Below are 18992 nucleotides of genomic sequence, written 5' to 3'. Positions count from 1 at the left end.
GCTCGTGCGCACCCGGCCCCCGCCCCCCGTTCCCCCCGGTTCCCCCCGTTCCCCCGTGGGGTGACCCGACGTCCCCCGTCGCCGGGTCAGTCCGTCGCGATGGCCGCGAGGACGTTCATCCGTCCGGCCCGGAAGGCCGGTACGAGGGCGGCGACCAGACCGATCACCACCGAGGAGACCAGCGTCACCACGACCGTGGTGGTCGGGACGGAGAGCGTCCCGAGGCCCTGGTCCCGCAGCACCCGCTGGGCGGTGACGCCCCAGGCCAGGCCCAGCCCGGTGCCGAGCACGGCGCCGAACAGGGCGATCACCACGGACTCCAGGCGGATCATCCGGCGCAGCTGGCGGCGGGAGAGCCCGATCGCCCGCAGCAGGCCGATCTCGCGGGTCCGCTCCACCACCGAGAGGGCCAGGGTGTTGACCACGCCGAGCACCGCGACGGTGATCGACAGGCCGACCAGGCCGTAGATCAGGTAGAGCAGGGTGTTGACCTGGGACTGCACGAGCTCCTTGTAGCCGGCCTGGTCCTTGACGGTCAGCTGCGGGTACTGCCGCAGCGCGTCCTCCAGGGCGGTGAGCGTCTTGGCGATGTCGGTGCCCGGGGTGGCCTTGGCGAAGAAGGTCCGGACCGGAGGCTGCTCGGCGGCCGGGACCACCTTGGTCGCGGTGTCCAGGTCGACGAAGGTCCCGTCGCCCAGCAGTCCGCCCTTCTGGAACACCACGCCCACCGGCAGGGTCTGGGTGCGGCCCTTGCCGTAGTCGACGGTCACCTGGTCGCCGACCTTGAGGCCGTGGTCCTTGGCGAAGTTCTCGCCGATCCCGAGCGAGCCGCGGCCGATCGAGTCGACGGTGCCGGAGCTGACGGTGGGGTGGAAGTCCGTGCCGAAGAACGTGGCCGGCACCGCCGTGAGGTCCGTCCTGGCGCTCTGTCCGCCGGACAGCCGGACCTTGGCGCTCTGGAAGTTCTCCTGGGTCGTGACGTGGTCGATGCCCGGGGTCCGCTTCACCGCGTCGATCATCTCCCCGGTGACGCCCGTCGGGCCGCCGCCGATGATGTAGTCCACGCCCACCGACCTGTCGATCTGCTCGCTCGCCGACGTCACCGCCGAGGAGCTGAACACCGAGGAGCCGATCACCAGCGCCAGCCCGATCATCAGCGCGGCGGCGGTGGCACCGGTCCGGCGCGGGTTGCGCATCGCGTTGCGCTGGGCGAGCTTGCCGGAGGGCCCGAACAGGGCCAGGAGCAGGGCGCCGAGCACCTTGATGACGACGGTGGCCAGCAGCGGGCCGAGCACCACGAAGCCGATCAGGGTGAGCAGCAGGCCCAGGCCCAGGAGCTGCCCGCCGGTGCCCGCCTTCTCCGCCGTGCCGGCGAGCACCAGCAGGCCGGCGCCGCCGCCGGTGAGCAGCACGCCGAGGATCGTCCGGACGACGTTGGAGCGGGCCTCGGCCGGGGTGCCGTGGTCGCGCAGGGCGGCCATCGGGGCGATCCGGCTGGCCCGGCGGGCCGGGATCCAGGCGGCGATCACGGTGATCAGGACGCCGACCGCGTAGCCGGCCGCGAAGACGTCGGGCCCGATCACCAGGTCGCTCGCCTTGAGGTCCATGCCGATCGCGTTCATCAGCTTGATCAGGCCGACGGCGACGCCGAGGCCGACCGCCACCCCGAGGGTCGAGCCGAGCACGCCCAGGATCAGTGCCTCGACCAGCACCGAGCCGTTCACCTGGGCGCGGCTGCCGCCGATGGCGCGCAACAGGCCGATCTCGCGGGTGCGCTGGGCGACCAGCATCGAGAAGGTGTTGATGATCAGGAAGCCGCCGACGATCAGCGAGATCCCGGCGAAGCCGAGCATCGCGTACGTCATGAAGTCGAGGCCGCTGCCGATGGACTTGGTGTTCTCGTCCTTCTGCTCGGTCGCGGTCTTGACCTGGTAGCCGCCGCCGACCTCGGCGAGGGCGTCGGCCTTGAGCTGGTCGCCGCTGCGGCTGCCGTCGCCGTAGGCCTCGACGGAGGTGTAGGCCTGCTCGCCGAGCAGCACCTGCTGGGCGGTCGGGGTGTCCAGGAAGGCCAGCGCCGCACCGGGGTTGGTGGTGGTGAAGGTGGCGATGCCGACGATCGTGTACGGGTGCTGCCCGCCCGCGTTGTCGACCCGGATCCGGTCGCCGACGGCCAGCTTGGCCTTCTTGGCGGTGTCCGCGTCCAGCACCAGTTCGCCGGAGTCCTGCGGGACGTGCCCGGAGGTGAGCTTCACCGCGTTGCGCGGGGTGTCGGTCCAGTTGCCGACCAGGGTGGGTGCGCCGCTGGTCGGGCCGACCAGCTTGTCGGTGGCCGGGTTGACCAGGATCGCGTTGCCGACCATCACCTGGCCGACGGCGGTCTTCACGCCGGGCAGCCCGGCGATCCGCTGGGCGAGCGCGGCCGGGACGGTGGCGGGCTTGTCCCCGGCCTGCGGGTCCTCGTCGTCGGCCGGCTTGGGCGGCTGGACCGAGACGTCGGAGGCGGTCGCGGCGAACAGCTTGGAGAAGGTGCTGGTGGCGGTGTCGGAGAACACCAGGGTGCCGGAGACGAAGGCGACCGACAGCACGACGGCGATGAGCGAGAGCGCCATCCGGCCCTTGTGGGCGAAGAAGCTCCGCAGTGAGGTCTTGAGCAGCATGGTTTCGTCGTCCCGCCGTCAGCTGGTGCGCTTGCCGTCGAAACGGCGCATGCGTTCGAGGACGGAGTCGGCGGTCGGCGCGTGCATCTCGTCGACGATCACGCCGTCGGCGAGGAAGAGCACGCGGTCCGCGTAGCCGGCGGCGACCGGGTCGTGGGTGACCATGACCATGGTCTGGCCCAGTTCGTCCACCGAGCGGCGCAGGAAGGTCAGCACCTCGGCGCCGGCCCGGGAGTCCAGGTTCCCGGTGGGCTCGTCGCCGAAGATGATCTCGGGGCGGGCGGCCAGGGCGCGGGCCACCGCGACGCGCTGCTGCTGGCCGCCGGAGAGCTGGGTGGGGCGGTGCTTGAGCCGGCCGGCCAGGCCGACGGTCTCCACCACCTGGTCCAGCCAGGCCTGGTCGGGTCTGCGGCCGGCGATGTCCATCGGCAGCGTGATGTTCTCCAGCGCGTTCAGGGTCGGCAGCAGGTTGAACGCCTGGAAGATGAAGCCGATCTTGTCCCGGCGCAGGCGGGTCAGCTGCTTGTCCTTGAGGCCGGTGATCTCGGTGTCGCCGATCCGGATCTGTCCGCTGGTGACCGTGTCCAGCCCGGCCAGGCAGTGCATGAGGGTCGACTTGCCGGAGCCGGAGGGGCCCATGATCGCGGTGAAGCGGCCGCGCTGGATGTCCACGTCGACCGCGTCGAGCGCGGTGACCCTGGTCTCGCCCGAACCGTAGGCCTTGGTCACCTGGCGGGCCGAGGCGGCGACGGCGGACGGTCCGCCGGGAAGCTGGGGGTCGTACACGGCTGCTGCCGTCGTCACTGGAGTCTCCTAAGAAGTGGCCCACCCGTCGACCCCCACCCTTCCGACGCGGTCGGCCGGCGGACCCGATCGGATCGGGCCGCGCACGGTGGGGCGGGGATGTAGGAACCACGTTAGGAGCCGGTCCCGGTCGGCTCGTCCTCCGTCGGAATGAAGCGCTGCAACCAAGGTTCTACGGGTGCGGCGCCCCCTCCCCCTAGGGGGCGCCGCGGGCCTTCTCGGGGACGCCCCGTACGGGGTCGGGCCCGCCGGCGGCTCAGCCGGTCAGCACCGGCGCGGCCAGCCGTTCCAGGGCGTCGGCGAACCCCTCCACGACGGGGACGAGTTGGGCGTCGGTCTCGCACTCGACGAGGGTCCGGCCGTCCTCCCCGGCGGTGATGTGGCGGTCGAGCACGAACCAGCCCTGGGTGATGTGGCCGGCGCCCATCGAGCTGAGCACCGGGCGCAGCGCGTAGTCCACGGCGAGGACGTGCGCGGGCGAGCCGCCGGTGGCCAGCGGCAGGACGGCCTTGCCGGCCAGCGCGTACTGCGGGAGCACGTCCAGCAGGGCCTTGAGCAGGCCCGAGTAGGCGGCCTTGTAGACGGGGGTGCCGATGACGACGCCGTCGGCGCGGGCGAACAGCTCGGTGACGGCGACGATCCCGGGGTGGTCGAAGTCGCCGGACAGCAGGGCCTGCGCGGGCAGGCTGCGGGCCTCGAAGGGGATGACGTGGTGGCCGCGGTCCACCAGGCGCGCGTCGACGTGGCGCAGCAGCCGGGTGGTGCGGGAGGTCGCGGACGGGGAGCCGGAAACGGACAGGACGGTGGCCATGGGTTCACCTCTGGCTGGAAGCGGGTCGGGGGTCTCGACGGGCGCGCTTCAGCGACGACAGAGCGAACCGGACACACGCTGGAGGTCGACGTGGCGCCGACGCGTGAGTGCCCGACTCTGATCCATGTCGAAATGCAAACACGGTGCGTTCGAACCGGTCAAGGAACGTTTCAGCAAGCGGAACGGGGGTGACGGGCGCATTTCACGCCGGAACGATCCGGTACGTGCATCAAAACTGCTACAAGAGGCCTGGCAGGGACCCCGGGGGGAGTCAGCCGGACCGGGGTCGGGCATCCTCGACGGCATGAACACGTGGCAGGAGGGCCGCCCGGGCGGCGGAGGCAACCCCTACGGAGGCAACGGCGGCGGCCCGGCGTCCGAGCGACCGCTGCCGGCCTCCCTCAACCCGCGCGGGGCCGGCACGCCCGCCCCCCGGCAGCCGGAACCGCCGCACCGGCTCGGCGGCGTCCCGCCGCAGGGCGCCCCCGGCGGCCCCGGACGGCCGGGCCCCGGCGGCCCGGGCGGACCGGGCCGCCCCGGCGGCCCCGGCGGCCCCGGCGGCCCCGGTGGTCCCGCCGGAGCGCGGCCGGGCGGCGCGCAGTCCCGGCGCTGGCCGCGGCGGCGGATCGTCAAGTGGACGGTCTTCGGCCTGCTGATCGCCGTCATGGTGACCTCCGTGTCCACCTGGTTCTGGGCGGACTCCAAGCTCAACCACGACAACGTGCTGGCCGGCTACCCGGGCCGCCCGGCCGCCGGCAAGGGCACCAACTGGCTGATCGTCGGCTCCGACAGCCGCGAGGGCCTCAGCGAGTCCCAGATGGACACCATGCACACCGGCCACGACGTCGAGGGCAAGCGCAGCGACTCGATGATGATCCTGCACATCGGGGACAACGGGAACACGCTGATGAGCATCCCGCGCGACTCCTGGGTGCCGATCCCCGAGTTCAGGACGAGCGCCGGGAAGACCGTCAAGGCCACCACCTCGAAGATCAACTCGGCCTTCGCCACCGGCAACGGCCGCCTCCTGGTGCAGACCGTCGAACTCAACACCGGCATCCGCATCGACCACTACGCCGAGATCGGCTTCGCCGGGTTCGCGGGCATCGTCGACTCCGTCGGCGGCGTCGAGATGCACATCGACCAGGACATCAAGGACAAGGACTCCGGCCTCGACCTCAAGGCCGGCGACCAGACCCTCAACGGCACCCAGGCCCTGGCCTTCGTCCGCCAGCGCCACCAGATGGCCGACCAGGACCTCGGCCGGATGCGCAACCAGCAGAAGTTCCTCGGCGCCCTCGCCCACCAGGCCGCCTCCCCGGGCACCGTGCTCAACCCGTTCACCTTCTACCCGCTGGTCGACTCGGCGCTTGGCACCCTGATCGTCGACGACGACTGCGGGCTGACCGACCTGGGCTCGCTCTTCCTCGCCATGAAGGACGTCAACGGCGGCGGCGGCAAGACCATGACCGTCCCGATCGGCAACGCCGACTACCACACCAAGACCGGCGAGTCGGCGGTGCAGTGGGACGCCGCCAAGTCCAAGCAGGTCTTCGAGGCGTTCAAGAACGACACCGCGGTACCCGAGTTCAAGTAGCCGCCGCGGGGGGGCCCGTCCGTCGGACGGGCCCCCGCGCGCGTTCAGGCCGGGACGGCTCCCGGCAGCCGGTCGAGCACGATGCCGAAGTGCTCGCGGTACGCGGACAGCGCGGCGGCGTCGGTGAGTTCCTCCTCGGCGCGGGTGCCGTCCGGGGCGGTGCGGACCAGCCGGGTGCCGTTGAGGGTGGTGCGGCCGCCGTCCGCGGCGAGCATCGAGCAGGTGGTCCCCCGGGCGAACGGGGACTTCGGCGAGGTCGCGTGCCACCAGCAGGTCGGGGTGAAGTCGGACAGCGGGTGCGGGTGCCGGCCGACCCGGTACTGCGGCACCCCGTCCAGCAGGACGTCCAGGTCGCCGTCGTCGCCGTACGGCCGCAGCAGCGCCGTACCGTGCGGGTCGCTCTGGGCCCCGCGCCCGTCCAGCCGCACCGGGTGCCGGGTGAACCGGCCGAACCCCACGTCGACCAGCCAGGGTTCGTCCAGGTCGACCCGCAGCGCCAGGTGGTCGAACGGCGGCCCGGGCCGCTCCCCGTCGAACACCCGGGCCGCCAGCAGGCTCACCCGGTACCCCAGCGACGTCAGCAACTCGGCGAAGGCGCCGTTGAGTTCGTAGCAGAAGCCGCCGCGCCGCCGGTCCACGACCTTCGCCACCAGCGCCGCCGGGTCCAGCACGATCGGCTCGCGGAGGTGGACGCTCAGGTTCTCGAACGGGACGGCCCGCAGATGGGCCTCCTGCAAGCGCGCCAGACCCGCCGCCGACGGCTCCCCGGGATCCGGCACCCCGATCCGCTCCAGGTAGGCCGTCCGCGCGGCCGGGACCATCCCCTCGTACGCATCTTCATGATCCACCCGCCCATTCTCCACCCGGGCGGCAGGGGTGCGGCATCGGTCCTTCGGCCTAGGACGCGCCCCGGGAGGCACCGTGGGAGGCACCACGGAAGACACCACCGCCCCGGAGCGGGGGATCGGCGGATCCGACTCCCCGCTCCGGGGCGGTGGCGTGCGTCAGGGGCCCAGGAGGGCTGCGGTCAGACGGACTCGACCTCGCCGGACTTGGCGATCTTGATGACGGCCGAGGTGCGGCCGCTCTGCGAGCCGAGGCCCTCGATCTTCTTCACCAGGTCCATGCCCTCGACGACCTCGCCGAAGACGACGTGCTTGCCGTCCAGCCAGTCGGTGACGATGGTGGTGATGAAGAACTGCGAGCCGTTGGTGTTGCGGCCGGCGTTGGCCATCGACAGCAGGCCCGGGCGGGTGTGCTTGATCTTGAAGTTCTCGTCCTCGAACTTCTCGCCGTAGATGCTCTTGCCGCCGGTGCCGTTGTGGTTGGTGAAGTCACCGCCCTGCAGCATGAAGGCGGGGATCACGCGGTGGAAGCCGGAGCCCTCGTAGCCGAAGCCGTTCTGGCCGGTGGCCAGCTCACGGAAGTTGCGCGCGGTCTTCGGGACGACGTCGTCGTACAGCTTGAAGACGATGCGGCCCGCCGGCTCGTCGTTGATGGTGATGTCGAAGAAAACGTTGGAACCCATGCAGGGATCATGGCACGAGCGGCCGCGCGTCGCGCGCCACCCCCGTAGGGGGCGAGGTCACGGCGGCGTGTTATCCCGCTCGTCCCGCTCGCCGGCCGGCGTCGGGCGGCCGCCGGTGGGGCTCAGGCCTTGAGCTTGCGCCAGACCGTCTCCAGGGCGGCGATGTCCGCCGGGTCCAGCCGGTCGGTGAACACCGGGGCCAGGGCGGCCCGCCGGGTGGCGTCCGCCTCGGCGAAGAGCGCGCGGCCCCGCTCGGTCAGCTCGATCCGCACGGAGCGCGCGTCCGAGGCCGAGGGCGTCCGGGCCACCAGCCCGCGCCCGGCCAGGGCGTCGACCACCCGGGAGACCTGGCTGCGGCTCAGCATGGTCTTGGCACCGAGGTCGGAGGCCGCCACCGGCTCCCGCTGCCCGGCCAGCCAGAGCATCACCTCGAACCAGGACAGCGGCAGGCCGTGCACCCGGGCGAGCTCCCGGTCCACCCGGGCGGCCAGCGTGGTGCCGGCCCAGACCAGGCCGTAGAAGGCGTGGTCCTGCTCCGACAGGGGGCCCAGGGAGAGATCGGCGCGGTCCATGCCGTTCATCGTACCGAGGTTGCGTGCGTGTGCACACAGTGCCGGGCGTCCACGGGCGCCCCACAGGCCGCGACCGCAACGGCCGGCCAGTAGCATCGGCCTCCAACCAGCCTGAGGGGGGCGGAACATGAACCGGATCGGGGTCTACCTGGCACATCCGCGGCCGGGCAGCTTCAACCACGCGCTGTACCAGGCCGTGGTGGACGAACTGCGCGGACGCGGCTGCGAGGTGCGGGCGCACGACCTGTACGCCGACGGGTTCGCACCACTGCTCACCGCCGGGGAGACCGGCACGGTCGACGACGCCGGGACCGCCACCGACCCGCAACTCGCCGCGCACCGCGCCGAGGTGGCCACCCTGGACGCCCTGGTGCTGATCCACCCCAACTGGTGGGGCATGCCGCCTGCGGTCCTGGCGGGCTGGGTGCAGCGGGTCCTGGCCCCCGGCGTCGCCTACAAGCTCGGCACCGCCGACGGCGAACCCGCCGGACTGCTGCGCGCCGGGCGGGCCCTGGTGCTGAACACCTCGGACACCCCCGAGGCCCGGGAGCGCGAGGAGTTCGGCGACCCGCTGGAGCGGATCTGGGCGGCCTGCGTACTGCCGTACGTCGGCGTCACCGACGTCCGGCGGACGGTGTTCCGCACCGTCACCGGCGCCCCGGCCGCCGAGCGCGCCGAGTGGCTGCGACAGGCCCGGGAGCAGGCGGCCGCGCTGCTCGACTGAGCCGGCCCGCACGGTGCGGGGCGGGACAGGGCGGCTACAGCTCCACCTCCGCCACGTCCTGGTCGCCGCTCAGCTCGCCGGTGGGCCGGAAGCCCAGCCGGGCGTAGAACCCGGCCGGGCCGTCCGGGCCCGGGTGGTAGGTGACCGTCGCCCGGGTGCCGCCGCGGCGGCGGATCTCCGCGCAGACCTGCTCGACCGCGAACCGGCCGTAGCCGCCGCCCTGCCGCCCGGCGTCGACCAGCAGGCGCCACAGGCCGGAACGGGGGCGGTCGTCCGGCCGCCCGGGGTGGAAGCGGATGTCGAAGAAGGCCATCACGAAGCCGACCGGCCGGCCGCCGTCCAGGATCAGCCGGGGCCAGGCCGTGTCCCCGTACACGTACGCCTCGGCCAGCGACTTCGCCACCGGGGCGACCAGGCCCTCCTGGTCGGGCCGGACCCGCAGGGCGAGGGCGGCGTCGATGTTCTCGGGGGTGAGCCGGGCGAGGCCGAGCGTGTCGGTCGTGGTGCGCATGGCGGGCAGCCTAGGCAGCCGGGCTGCCCGCCGTCGCCCTGATTCCCCCCGCGAGCGGGGTCAGCCGCCGGCCGGGAAGTCCGTGCCGCGGCCGACCGCCGCCCAGGCCTCGGCCTCCTTGCGGGCACCGTCCAGGTTGCCGAGGACGGCGTCCACCGCGTCGGTGCCCAGCGCCAGCCGCAGCGGGGTCCGCTCGGCGGCCAGCGCGGCCAGGATCGCCGCGGCGGCCTTCGCCGGGTCCCCCGGCTGCTTGCCGTCGGAGTCCGGCAGGCCGGTGCGGACCGGGCCGACCAGCGGCTCGTAGGCCTCGATCGGGGCGGAGTGGGCCAGCGCGCCACCGCCCGCGAAGCCGGTCCGGAACGACCCCGGCTCGACGACCAGCACCTTGATCCCGAAGCCGGCCACCTCCTTGGCCAGCGCCTCGGAGAGCCCCTCCAGGGCGAACTTGGTGGCGGAGTAGGCGCCGACGCCGGGGAAGGAGAAGCGGCCGCCCATGCTGCTCATCTGCACCACGGCGCCGGCGCCCCGGGCCCGCATGTGCGGCAGTACGGCCCGGGTGAGCGCGGCCGGGCCGAAGAAGTGCAGCTCCATGAGGTCGCGCAGCTCGGCGTCGGTGGTCTCCTCGACGGCGCCGATCACGCCGCGCCCGGCGTTGTTGACCAGGACGTCGATCCGGCCGTGCCGCTGCACGGTCTCGGCGACCACGGCGAGGATCTGCTCCTGGTCGGTGACGTCCAGCCGCACCGGGACCAGCCGGCCCGGGTGGGCGGCGGCCGGTTCGGCCAGCGCCTCGGGGCGGCGGGCCGCCGCGACCACGGTGTCGCCGGCCGCCAGGGCGGCCTCGGCGATGGCCTGGCCGAAGCCGGAGTTGGCGCCGGTGATCAGCCAGACCTTGCCGTCGGTGCGCTGCTCGGGGGTGCTGCTCATGATCCGTGGACTCCCGCAATGATCGTGCTCGGCAAACGAGTTGACGATCATTTATGACATCCGGCAGCCCGCCCGTCCAGGAAGGTTCGATGCCGGACGAACAGCCGGACGATCGACGGCCCCCGACCGCACGGCGGCGGTCGGGGGCCGTTGCGAAGGTCCTGGCGACTACGGCAGGTTGCGGGCCATCACGATCCGCTGGACCTGGTTGGTGCCCTCGTAGATCTGGGTGATCTTCGCGTCCCGCATCATCCGCTCCACCGGGTAGTCCCGCGTGTACCCGTAACCACCCAGCAACTGCACCGCGTCCGTGGTCACCTCCATCGCCACGTCCGACGCGAAACACTTCGCCGCCGCACCGAAGAACGTCAGATCCGCGTCCCCACGCTGCGACTTCGCCGCCGCCACGTACGTCATCTGCCGCGCGGCCTCCAGCTTCATCGCCATGTCCGCCAGCATGAACTGCACACCCTGGAACTCCGCGATCGCCTTCCCGAACTGCTTCCGCTCCTGCACGTAGCCCTTCGCGTAGTCCAACGCCCCCTGCGCGATACCCACCGCCTGCGCCGCGATCGTCACCCGGGTGTGGTCCAGCGTCCTCATCGCCGTCGCGAAACCCGTGCCCTCCGCACCGATCATCCGGTCCGCCGGGATCCGCACATTGTCGAAGTACACCTCACGCGTCGGCGACCCCTTGATCCCCAACTTCTTCTCCGGAGCCCCGAACGACACCCCCGCATCGCCCTTCTCCACCACGAACGCCGAGATCCCCTTCGACCGCATCGAAGGATCCGTCACGGCCATCACCGTGTAGAACTCCGACACCCCCGCGTTGGTGATCCAGCGCTTCACCCCGTTCAGCACCCAGAAGTCACCGTCACGCACCGCCCGCGTCTTCATCCCCGCCGCGTCCGAACCTGCCTCCGGCTCCGACAGGCAGTACGAGAACATCCCCTCGCCCCGCGCCAACGCCCCCAGGTACTTCGCCTTCAACTCCTCCGAACCCGACAACTGCACCGGCAACGACCCCAGCTTGTTCACCGCCGGGATCAACGACGACGAGCCGCACACCCGCGCGACCTCCTCGATCACGATCACCGTCGCCAACGCGTCCGCCCCCGCACCACCGAACTCCTCCGGCACGTGCACCGCATGCAGATCGTTGCCCGTCAGCGCGTCCAACGCCTCCTGCGGGAACCGGCCCTGCTCGTCCACCTCCGCCGCGAACGGAGCGATCTTCGCCTCGGCCAGCGAACGCACCGCCTCACGGAGCATCCCGTGCTCCTCGGAGATACGGAAGAGATCGAAGTCAGCCGCCCCTGCGCTGCCCGCCATGATGCCTGCCTCGTCGTCCAGTGGCCGACGCAGACCGTTGTCCGATCGGCGTCGGATCCGAGTCGAATCGCGGTTAACTACCGTTCAGTAGAGATCCTAGGGCTCCGACCTGCGGCTGCCTAGCGTCCTCGGCGAGCGGGCGATCCGTACCGACCCGGGCGGGACGGATAGCATCAGGGGCACCCTCTACTGGCCGAACCCGCAACTCAAGGGGAACCCGTGACCCTCCGCATCTCCGTGATCGGCACCGGCTACCTCGGCGCCACGCATGCCGCCGCGATGGCCGAGTTCGGCTTCGAGGTGCTGGGTCTGGACATCGATCCCGAGAAGATCGCGACGCTCACCGCGGGCCGGGTCCCGATGTACGAGCCGGGCCTGTCCGAGCTGCTGCTCAAGCACGTGGCCGGGCACGAGGGCTCGACCGGGCGGCTGCGCTTCACCACCTCCGCCAAGGAGGCCGCGGAGTTCGCGGACGTCCACTTCGTCTGCGTCAACACCCCGCAGCGCAAGGGCGAGTTCGCCGCCGACATGTCCTACGTGGACACCGCGATCGACGAGCTCGCACCGCACCTGACCCGCCCGGCGCTGGTGGTCGGCAAGTCCACCGTGCCGGTCGGCTCGGCGGCCCGGCTGGCCGAGCGGCTGGCCGCGCTGGCGCCGGTCGGCGCGGGCGCCGAACTCGCCTGGAACCCCGAGTTCCTGCGCGAGGGCTTCGCCGTCCAGGACACCCTGCGGCCGGACCGGATCGTGGTCGGCGCCCACAGCGAGCGCGCCGAGCGGCTGCTGCGCGAGGTGTACGCGGAGCCGATCGCGGCCGGGGTGCCGTTCCTGGTCACCGACTACGCGACCGCCGAGCTGGTGAAGGCCGCCGCCAACTCCTTCCTGGCCACCAAGATCTCCTTCATCAACGCGATGGCCGAGGTCTGCGAGGCGGCCGGCGCGGACGTCACGCTGCTCTCCACCGCGCTCGGGCACGACGAGCGGATCGGCCGCAAGTTCCTCAACTCCGGCCTCGGCTTCGGCGGCGGCTGCCTGCCCAAGGACATCCGCGCCTTCATGGCCCGGGCCGGCGAACTCGGCGCCGACCAGGCGCTGACCTTCCTGCGCGAGGTCGACTCGATCAACATGCGGCGCCGCTCGCGGATGGTCGAACTGGCCCGCGAGCAGTGCGGCGGCGGCTTCCTGGGCCGCCGGGTCGCCGTCCTCGGCGCCGCCTTCAAGCCCAACTCGGACGACATCCGGGACTCCCCCGCGCTCAACGTGGCCGCCCAGATCCAGCTCCAGGGCGCCCAGGTCACCGTCTACGACCCGAAGGCCGTGGAGAACGCCCGCAAGATGTTCCCCTCCCTGGCCTACGCCGACTCCGCCCTGGAGGCCGCCGAGGGCGCCCACGTCGTCCTCCACCTCACCGAGTGGGCCGAGTTCCGCGCGCTCGACCCGGCCGAGCTCGGCGCCGTGGTGGCCGAGCGCCGACTGCTCGACGGCCGCAACGTCCTCGACGCGGACGCCTGGCGCGCCGCCGGCTGGACCTACCGCGCCCTGGGCCGCCCGAGCTGACGGCGGGTGTCACCGCTCACTGCGTCGTGTGCCGGGTGGTGAAGGTCGTACAGCCGACCCCGGTCACGGTACCGCTGTACGCATCGCCGTCGGCCGCCGGAAGATCGCCGACGAAGTTGATGAGCTGATAGTCGGACGGTCGCTCGACCCAGGCCACCGGGTCGAGGCGGACGCTGGCCCCCGAAAGCGTTCCGGTGTACGTCGCACTCCCCCGCGGAACGCCGGGATTGGCCGGCACCGGGAAGAAGCTGAACACCACGTCGACCGTCCCGGCTTTCACCGGCGCCGATATCTGCAAATGCATTCCGGTCAGACCCTGCCCGCACGTGTAGGTGCCGTCCCAGCCGCCGACCATCCGGGAGAGTCCGGACGGCTGCGGGCTGCCACCGGACTGCCAGACGGTGACCGCGCCGGAGACGCCCCCGGCCACCACGACGAGGGTGGTCACGGTCGCCACCACCGGATGCGCCGCCGCGGCGCTCTTCGTGACGCTGATGAAGGGCGCGATCGGGATGAATGCGATGCGCCTCTTGTTGATGCGCACATCGCCGCCGGCGATGATGCCCTCCGGGCCGACGTCGCGCCCGACGTTCACGGCCATGCCGCCGTCCCCGGCGCGGGCCTTCTGGGACACCGGGCCGGCCGAGGCAACCGCCGCCGGGGCCACCCCCTCGGCGAGCAGCGCCCGCAGTCCCGCGGCCACGTCCGGATCGTCGCCCAGCGCGTCCCGCAGCCGGGTGCTCCACGCCCCCACCTGGGCCTCCCGGGCCTGCGGCAGCTCCGGCTCGGACGCCTCCGCCAGCCTCGCGCGCGTCGCGTCCATGCGCCCGTCCTGACCGATCAGCTCGGCGAAACCACGCTTCACCGCCTCCCAGGAATCCGTCATCAGGCCCGATACCAGGGCCGTCGCCGCGGCCAGGGCCAATTCGTCAAGATCGCCGCTCACGTTTCCCCACCCGATACTCGCGTCCCCGCCGAAAGGCTTCGATTCCCAGTGTTCCTGGGCCCGGGCCGTTGTATGCCGGTGTTGGCCGAGTCTTGGAATGAGAATTCCACTCCGCCCCGGGGCACGCGGGGAATTCACACTTCGCCTTCCAGCGCATTTCCCGCCGCCGCAGGTCAACCGGGAAAACCGGGAGAGCATGCCAAGGCGCACGGTGACGGATCGTCACGACTGCCGGAGACCGGTCACCGTCCGAGCGGCCGGGGGCCGGCCGCCGCCCGGCCCCCGACGCCTCCGCCACCTGACCGCCCCCGGAATCCCGCGCCCGCGCCCGTCGTTGGCACCGGCATGACGACCTACGGCGACGGCGCGACCGTCCGCGAGATCCTCACCGGAAGCGGCGACACCTGGGCGGTGGTCGGGCTGTCCAACAACACTGCCCGGGCCGCCTACGGCGTGGCGCAGGTGCTCCAGCGCCACGGCAAGCGGATCGTGCCGGTGCACCCCAAGGCCGAGACCGTCCTCGGCGAGCCCGGGTACGCCTCGCTCGCCGAGATCCCGTTCCCGGTCGACGTGGTGGACGTGTTCGTGAACAGCGCGCTGGCCGGGGAGGTCGCCGACCAGGCGGTGGCGGTCGGCGCGAAGGCGGTCTGGTTCCAGCTCGGGGTCGTCGACGAGGCCGCGTACGACCGGACCCGGGCCGCCGGGGTCTCGATGGTGATGGACAAGTGCCCGGCCATCGAGATCCCGCGGCTGGGTTAGAAGGCTCGGATCAGCCGTCGAGCCGGGCGATGGTGGCGATGGAGGGCCGGCGGTCGGCGCGCAGCGTGGCGGCGACCGACTCGGCGTCGCGCAGGACGCGGACGGCGTTGTGCCAGGTGAGCTTGGCGAGGTCGGCCTCCGACCAGTGGCGGCCGAGGAGTTCGGCGACCAGGTTGGGGTAGCCGGCCACCGAGTCGAGGCCGTCGGGCAGGAAGGCGGTGCCGTCGAAGTCGCCGCCGATGCCGATGTGGTCGATGCCGGCGACCTCGCGCATGTGGTCGAGGTGGTCGGCGACGGTGGACGGGGTGGCGATCGGGCGCGGGTTGGCGGCCTCGAAGGCGCGCTGGCGCTCCATCGCGGGCGGGGTGGTGTCCAGCGGGTGGAAGCCGTGGGCGCGCATGTTCTCGTCGGCGGCCAGGGTCCACTCGATGGCGGCGGGCAGGATGAACTTCGGGACGAAGGTGGCCATCGCGACGCCGCCGTTGGCGGGCAGCTGGGCCAGCACGTCGTCCGGGATGTTGCGGGGGTGCTCGCAGACCGCGCGCGCGGAGGAGTGCGAGAAGACCACCGGCGCCTCGGTGACCCGCAGGGCGTCCCGCATGGTGTCGGCGGAGACGTGCGAGAGGTCGACCAGCATGCCGAGCCGGTTCATCTCCCGGACGACCTCCTCGCCGAACTTCGTCAGCCCGCCGGCCACCGGCTTGTCGGTCGCGGAGTCGGCCCACGGCACGTTGTCGTTGTGGGTGAGCGTCAGGTAGCGCACGCCGAGTTCGTACAGGGCGCGCAGGGTCGCGAGCGAGCAGTCGATCGAGTGGCCGCCCTCGGCGCCCATCAGCGAGGCGACCCGGCCCTCGGCGCGGGCGGCCTCCATGTCGGCGGCGGTGCGGGCCAGGCGCAGCCGGTCCGGGTAGCGCTCGACCAGGGCGTGGACGAAGTCGACCTGCTCCAGGGTGGCGCTGACGGCGTGGTCGCCGGCCAGCGAGGTAGGCACGTAGACGGACCAGAACTGCGCGCCGACCCCGCCCTCGGCGAGGCGGGCGAGGTCGGTGTGCAGGCGCTCGCTCTGGTCGGCGGCGAGGTCGAGCGCGCCGAGGTCGTACCCGGCCTGCTCGCGCATCGCCCAGGGGAGGTCGTTGTGGCCGTCCACCACGGGGGCGGTGCGCAGCAGGGCGCGGGCGCGGTCCAGGCGGTCCGGGAGGCCCGAAAGGTCCGATCGGTCCTGCGGGGTGAGGGAGTCGGAAGTCATACGGGCTGTTCTACCCCACCCCGCCGGGCGGCCTACTTGCCGAAGCCGAAGGACGAGGAGCCGGCCACCTTGGCGCGGAGCTTCTTGCCCTTCTCGGTGGCCTGGTTGTTCAGCTCGGCCTGGAACTCGGTCATCTTCTCGGTGAGTTCCGGGTCGAAGGCGGCGAGCATCCGCACCGCGAGCAGGCCCGCGTTGCGCGCGCCGGCCACCGAGACGGTCGCCACCGGCACGCCGGCCGGCATCTGGACGATCGACAGCAGGCTGTCCATGCCGTCCAGGTAGCGCAGCGGCACCGGCACGCCGATGACCGGCAGCGGGGTGACGGAGGCCAGCATGCCCGGCAGGTGGGCCGCGCCGCCGGCGCCGGCGATGATCGCCTTGAGGCCGCGCCCGTGGGCCCGCTCGCCGTACGCGACCATCTCGCGGGGCATCCGGTGGGCGGAGACGACGTCCACCTCGTACGGGATCTCGAACTCGTCCAGGGCCTGGGCGGCGGCCTCCATGACCGGCCAGTCGGAGTCCGAACCCATCACGATGCCGACAAGAGGGTTGGTCATTCGGTGATCGTTCCTCGCAGGTAGGCGGCCGCGTGGCGGGCGCGCTCGCGGACGTCGTCGAGGTCGTCCCCGAAGACGTTGACGTGGCCGACCTTGCGGCCGGGCTTCACGTCCTTCCCGTACATGTGGATCCGCAGCCCGGGGTCGCGGGCCATGCAGTGCAGGAAGGCGTGGTACATGTCCGGGTAGTCGCCGCCGAGGACGTTGACCATGACGGTCCACTTGGCGCGCGGCCGGGGGTCGCCGAGCGGGAGGTCGAGGACGGCCCGCAGGTGGTTCTCGAACTGCGAGGTGACCGCGCCGTCCTGGGTCCAGTGCCCGGAGTTGTGCGGGCGCATGGCCAGCTCGTTGACCAGGATCCGGCCGTCCCGGGTCTGGAACAGCTCGACGGCGAGGTGGCCGACGATGCCGAGGTCGCCGGCGATCCGCAGGGCGAGCTGCTGGGCCTCATCGGACAGGGCGGGGTCGAGGTCCGGTGCGGGGGCGGTGACCTCGGCGCAGACGCCGTTCTCCTGGACGCTCTCGACGACCGGGTAGGCGACGGCCTGGCCGCTGGGCGAGCGGACCACGTTGGCGGCCAGCTCGCGGACGAAGTCGACCTTCTCCTCGGCCAGCACGGGGACGCCGGCCAGGAACGGCGCCTGGGCCTCCCGCTCGTCGTCGACGACCCAGACGCCCTTGCCGTCGTAGCCGCCGCGGACGGTCTTGAGCACGACGGGGTAGCCGGTGCCCTCGTTCGCGAAGGCGGTGACGTCGGCCGGGTCGGCGACGATCCGGTGCCGGGGGCAGGGCACCCCGATGGAGTCGAGCTTGGCCCGCATCACGCCCTTGTCCTGGGCGTTGACCAGCGCCTCCGGGCCGGGGCGGACGGCGATGCCGTCGGCCTCCAGGGCCCGCAGGTGCTCGGTGGGGACGTGCTCGTGGTCGAAGGTGATCACGTCGCACCCGGCCGCGAAGCGGCGCAGGGTGTCGAGGTCCCGGTAGTCACCGAGGACGACGTCGGAGACCACCTGTGCGGCGGAGTCCTGGGGGGTGTCGGCGAGGAGCTTGAACCTGACCCCGAGCGGGATGCCCGCCTGGTGTGCCATGCGGGCCAGCTGCCCGCCACCGATCATGCCCACCACTGGAAAATTCACATTGCCCGGGGAAGTCACCTCGCCAGGATATCCGGGCCGGTGGGGGGCCATGGAGCCGCGGTGGGGGTGTGAGTAGTGGACGCGCGTAGATGTCAACCCCTCCTCCGGACGGCTGAGCCGTTCGGTGGAAGCGGGTAGCCTGGACGGCTAGGTCCTCGTCCGCGCGGTCGGATCATGTGCGTGCACGCAGGGCTCAAGGGGTGTCCCCGGCCCAGTGGGACACCCTTTTCCCCGCAGGTACATGGAGGCCACCCGGTATGGCGACGACCACAGCTTCGAACCCCTCACTCATGCAGAAGGTGCGTGGGATCAGGGGCGAGGTCGTGAAGTTCGGCATCGTCGGCCTGAGCGGGGTCGTGGTCAACTTCGCCGTCTTCTGGGTCTGCAACATCGGCCTGGGCATCGCCTCGCTGCGGTCCAACATCGCCGCCACGGTGATCGCGATCGCCACCAACTACCTCGGCTACCGGTACTGGCTGTACCGGGACCGCGACGCCGACTCCCGCAAGCGGGAGATCACCCTCTTCCTGGTGTTCAGCGGCTTCGGCATGCTGATCGAGACCGGTGTGCTCGGCTTCTCCCAGTACGTGCTGGGCCTGGACTCGAACTTCGAGAAGATGGGCGCCAAGGTCGTCGGCCTCGCCATCGCCACCGTGTTCCGCTTCGTCTCGTACCGCACCTGGGTCTTCAAGGCGCTGCCCGAGACGGCCCCCGTACCGAACGTGCCGAGCCCGCAGGCCGCACACGCCGCAGAGCCCGCACGGACCGGGGAAGCCGCGGAGGCCGCCGACGGCCGGGAGCTGGCCGCCCAGGCCGAGCTGATGCTGGCCGCCGAGCAGATCCGCTACGCCAAGGCCGAGTAGCCGCTCGGCGACCGCCCCGCCCCCTCCCCTTGCCGGGTCCGCCCCCGCGAGAGGACAGTGGTGACCGAGGGCGAGCACGGCCGCGGACGATCGAGAGGCCGAGGGGGTCCCAGGAGGCTCGCCATGGCGTTCGTCCAGATCATCGACTGCAAGACCGACCGGCTCGACGACCTCAACCGGCTCATGGACACCTGGGTCGAGGCCACCAAGGGCCGCCGGACCGCCTCGCACGCGGTCGTCGGCACCGACCGCTCGGATGCCCGCCACGTGGTGGAGATCGTGGAGTTCCCCTCCTACGAGGAGGCGATGCGCAACTCGAAGCTCCCCGAGACGGACCGGATCTTCCGCGAGATGGTGGCGCTCTGCGACGCGCCGCCCACCTTCACCGACCTCGACGTGGTCCGCGACGTCCGGCTCGACGGGGCCCGCTGACCGCGCCCGGTCCTCGTACCCGGCCCGGTC

The 18992-nt window shown here is 72.1% G+C and carries 19 protein-coding genes and 1 pseudogene; 6 read left to right on the top strand and 14 right to left on the bottom strand.

The annotated features are described in order from the left end of the window. Nucleotides 1-86: 86 nt before the first annotated feature. The 4 genes from ACFY2K_RS35015 to ACFY2K_RS35000 form a co-directional block, all read right to left on the bottom strand. On the bottom strand, nt 87-2657 hold the full coding sequence (locus ACFY2K_RS35015) for an ABC transporter permease (RefSeq protein ID WP_387716649.1): 2571 nt from the start codon (nt 2655-2657) through the stop codon (nt 87-89). Between the two features lie 18 nt (nt 2658-2675). Continuing rightward, a complete protein-coding gene (locus tag ACFY2K_RS35010; RefSeq protein WP_350509632.1) occupies nt 2676-3461 on the bottom strand; it encodes an ABC transporter ATP-binding protein in 786 nt (261 codons plus the stop codon). 256 nt (nt 3462-3717) lie between these two features. After that, nucleotides 3718-4272: an NADPH-dependent FMN reductase gene (gene ssuE / locus ACFY2K_RS35005; protein WP_360244294.1), complete on the bottom strand. Its 555-nt coding sequence runs from the start codon at nt 4270-4272 to the stop codon at nt 3718-3720. A gap of 48 nt (nt 4273-4320) precedes the next feature. After that, a complete protein-coding gene (locus ACFY2K_RS35000; protein WP_350517968.1) occupies nt 4321-4398 on the bottom strand; it encodes a putative leader peptide in 78 nt (25 codons plus the stop codon). A 178-nt stretch (nt 4399-4576) separates the two neighbouring features. Here ACFY2K_RS35000 and ACFY2K_RS34995 point away from each other — a divergent pair, with 178 nt between their 5' ends. Further along, the gene (locus ACFY2K_RS34995) at nt 4577-5869 is read left to right on the top strand and encodes an LCP family protein (RefSeq protein ID WP_387716646.1); all 1293 of its coding nucleotides are present in this window, start codon (nt 4577-4579) and stop codon (nt 5867-5869) included. A gap of 44 nt (nt 5870-5913) precedes the next feature. On the opposite strand, the gene ACFY2K_RS34990 is transcribed toward ACFY2K_RS34995, so the two are convergent. The 3 genes from ACFY2K_RS34990 to ACFY2K_RS34980 all read right to left on the bottom strand — a co-directional run bounded on the left by ACFY2K_RS34990 (nt 5914) and on the right by ACFY2K_RS34980 (nt 7969). After that, nucleotides 5914-6717, bottom strand: a complete 804-nt coding sequence (locus ACFY2K_RS34990; protein WP_375897344.1) for an arylamine N-acetyltransferase — start codon at nt 6715-6717, stop codon at nt 5914-5916. Nucleotides 6718-6896: 179 nt separating this feature from the next. Beyond that, complete coding sequence (locus ACFY2K_RS34985; protein ID WP_375897342.1) at nt 6897-7397, bottom strand: peptidylprolyl isomerase; 501 nt, start codon at nt 7395-7397, stop codon at nt 6897-6899. A 122-nt stretch (nt 7398-7519) separates the two neighbouring features. Then, nucleotides 7520-7969, bottom strand: a complete 450-nt coding sequence (locus ACFY2K_RS34980) for a MarR family winged helix-turn-helix transcriptional regulator (RefSeq protein WP_375897339.1) — start codon at nt 7967-7969, stop codon at nt 7520-7522. Between the two features lie 127 nt (nt 7970-8096). Here ACFY2K_RS34980 and ACFY2K_RS34975 point away from each other — a divergent pair, with 127 nt between their 5' ends. Continuing rightward, nucleotides 8097-8693 (top strand): NAD(P)H-dependent oxidoreductase, encoded by a 597-nt coding sequence (locus ACFY2K_RS34975; protein ID WP_375897336.1) that lies wholly within the window; start codon nt 8097-8099, stop codon nt 8691-8693. Nucleotides 8694-8727: 34 nt separating this feature from the next. Here ACFY2K_RS34975 and ACFY2K_RS34970 read toward each other — a convergent pair whose 3' ends face one another. From ACFY2K_RS34970 to ACFY2K_RS34960, 3 genes are all read right to left on the bottom strand, one after another. Further along, nucleotides 8728-9204 (bottom strand): GNAT family N-acetyltransferase, encoded by a 477-nt coding sequence (locus ACFY2K_RS34970; RefSeq protein WP_380644970.1) that lies wholly within the window; start codon nt 9202-9204, stop codon nt 8728-8730. Between the two features lie 60 nt (nt 9205-9264). Beyond that, nucleotides 9265-10131, bottom strand: coding sequence for an oxidoreductase (locus tag ACFY2K_RS34965; RefSeq protein ID WP_387716643.1), 867 nt, complete (start codon nt 10129-10131; stop codon nt 9265-9267). A 168-nt stretch (nt 10132-10299) separates the two neighbouring features. After that, a complete protein-coding gene (locus ACFY2K_RS34960) occupies nt 10300-11466 on the bottom strand; it encodes an acyl-CoA dehydrogenase family protein (RefSeq protein ID WP_380525645.1) in 1167 nt (388 codons plus the stop codon). 219 nt (nt 11467-11685) lie between these two features. On the opposite strand from ACFY2K_RS34960, the gene ACFY2K_RS34955 reads away from it, so the two are divergent. Next, entirely contained in the window at nt 11686-13023 is a 1338-nt protein-coding gene (locus ACFY2K_RS34955; RefSeq protein WP_375894807.1) for a UDP-glucose dehydrogenase family protein, read from the top strand. Between the two features lie 16 nt (nt 13024-13039). Here the strand turns inward: ACFY2K_RS34955 and ACFY2K_RS34950 are convergent, their stop codons facing one another. Then, entirely contained in the window at nt 13040-13969 is a 930-nt protein-coding gene (locus ACFY2K_RS34950; RefSeq protein ID WP_387716640.1) for a hypothetical protein, read from the bottom strand. Nucleotides 13970-14314: 345 nt separating this feature from the next. On the opposite strand from ACFY2K_RS34950, the gene ACFY2K_RS34945 reads away from it, so the two are divergent. After that, nucleotides 14315-14728 carry a CoA-binding protein gene (locus tag ACFY2K_RS34945; RefSeq protein ID WP_375894801.1) on the top strand — a complete coding sequence of 138 codons (414 nt, stop codon included), beginning with the start codon at nt 14315-14317 and terminating at the stop codon, nt 14726-14728. 10 nt (nt 14729-14738) lie between these two features. Here ACFY2K_RS34945 and ACFY2K_RS34940 read toward each other — a convergent pair whose 3' ends face one another. From ACFY2K_RS34940 to ACFY2K_RS34930, 3 genes are read right to left on the bottom strand one after another with little or no spacing between them, the layout of a single operon-like run. Next, a complete protein-coding gene (locus ACFY2K_RS34940) occupies nt 14739-15974 on the bottom strand; it encodes a dipeptidase (protein ID WP_387716638.1) in 1236 nt (411 codons plus the stop codon). Nucleotides 15975-16006: 32 nt separating this feature from the next. Then, nucleotides 16007-16531, bottom strand: a complete 525-nt coding sequence (gene purE, locus ACFY2K_RS34935; protein ID WP_380525643.1) for a 5-(carboxyamino)imidazole ribonucleotide mutase — start codon at nt 16529-16531, stop codon at nt 16007-16009. After that, on the bottom strand, nt 16528-17667 hold the full coding sequence (locus ACFY2K_RS34930; protein ID WP_375894794.1) for a 5-(carboxyamino)imidazole ribonucleotide synthase: 1140 nt from the start codon (nt 17665-17667) through the stop codon (nt 16528-16530). The genes purE and ACFY2K_RS34930 overlap by 4 nt, the downstream gene beginning before the upstream one ends. Before the next feature lie 290 nt (nt 17668-17957). On the opposite strand from ACFY2K_RS34930, the gene ACFY2K_RS34925 reads away from it, so the two are divergent. Next, complete coding sequence (locus ACFY2K_RS34925; RefSeq protein WP_387716636.1) at nt 17958-18530, top strand: GtrA family protein; 573 nt, start codon at nt 17958-17960, stop codon at nt 18528-18530. 123 nt (nt 18531-18653) lie between these two features. Further along, nucleotides 18654-18956 (top strand): annotated as a pseudogene (locus tag ACFY2K_RS34920) (ester cyclase); the annotation flags it as partial. Nucleotides 18957-18992 lie beyond the last annotated feature (36 nt).

The sequence above is a fragment of the Kitasatospora sp. NPDC001309 genome (genome assembly GCF_042896295.1).
Classification (GTDB): domain Bacteria; phylum Actinomycetota; class Actinomycetes; order Streptomycetales; family Streptomycetaceae; genus Kitasatospora.
The sequence above is the reverse complement of the archived record's forward strand: the minus strand, read 5'-3'. Positions and strand labels throughout refer to the sequence as shown.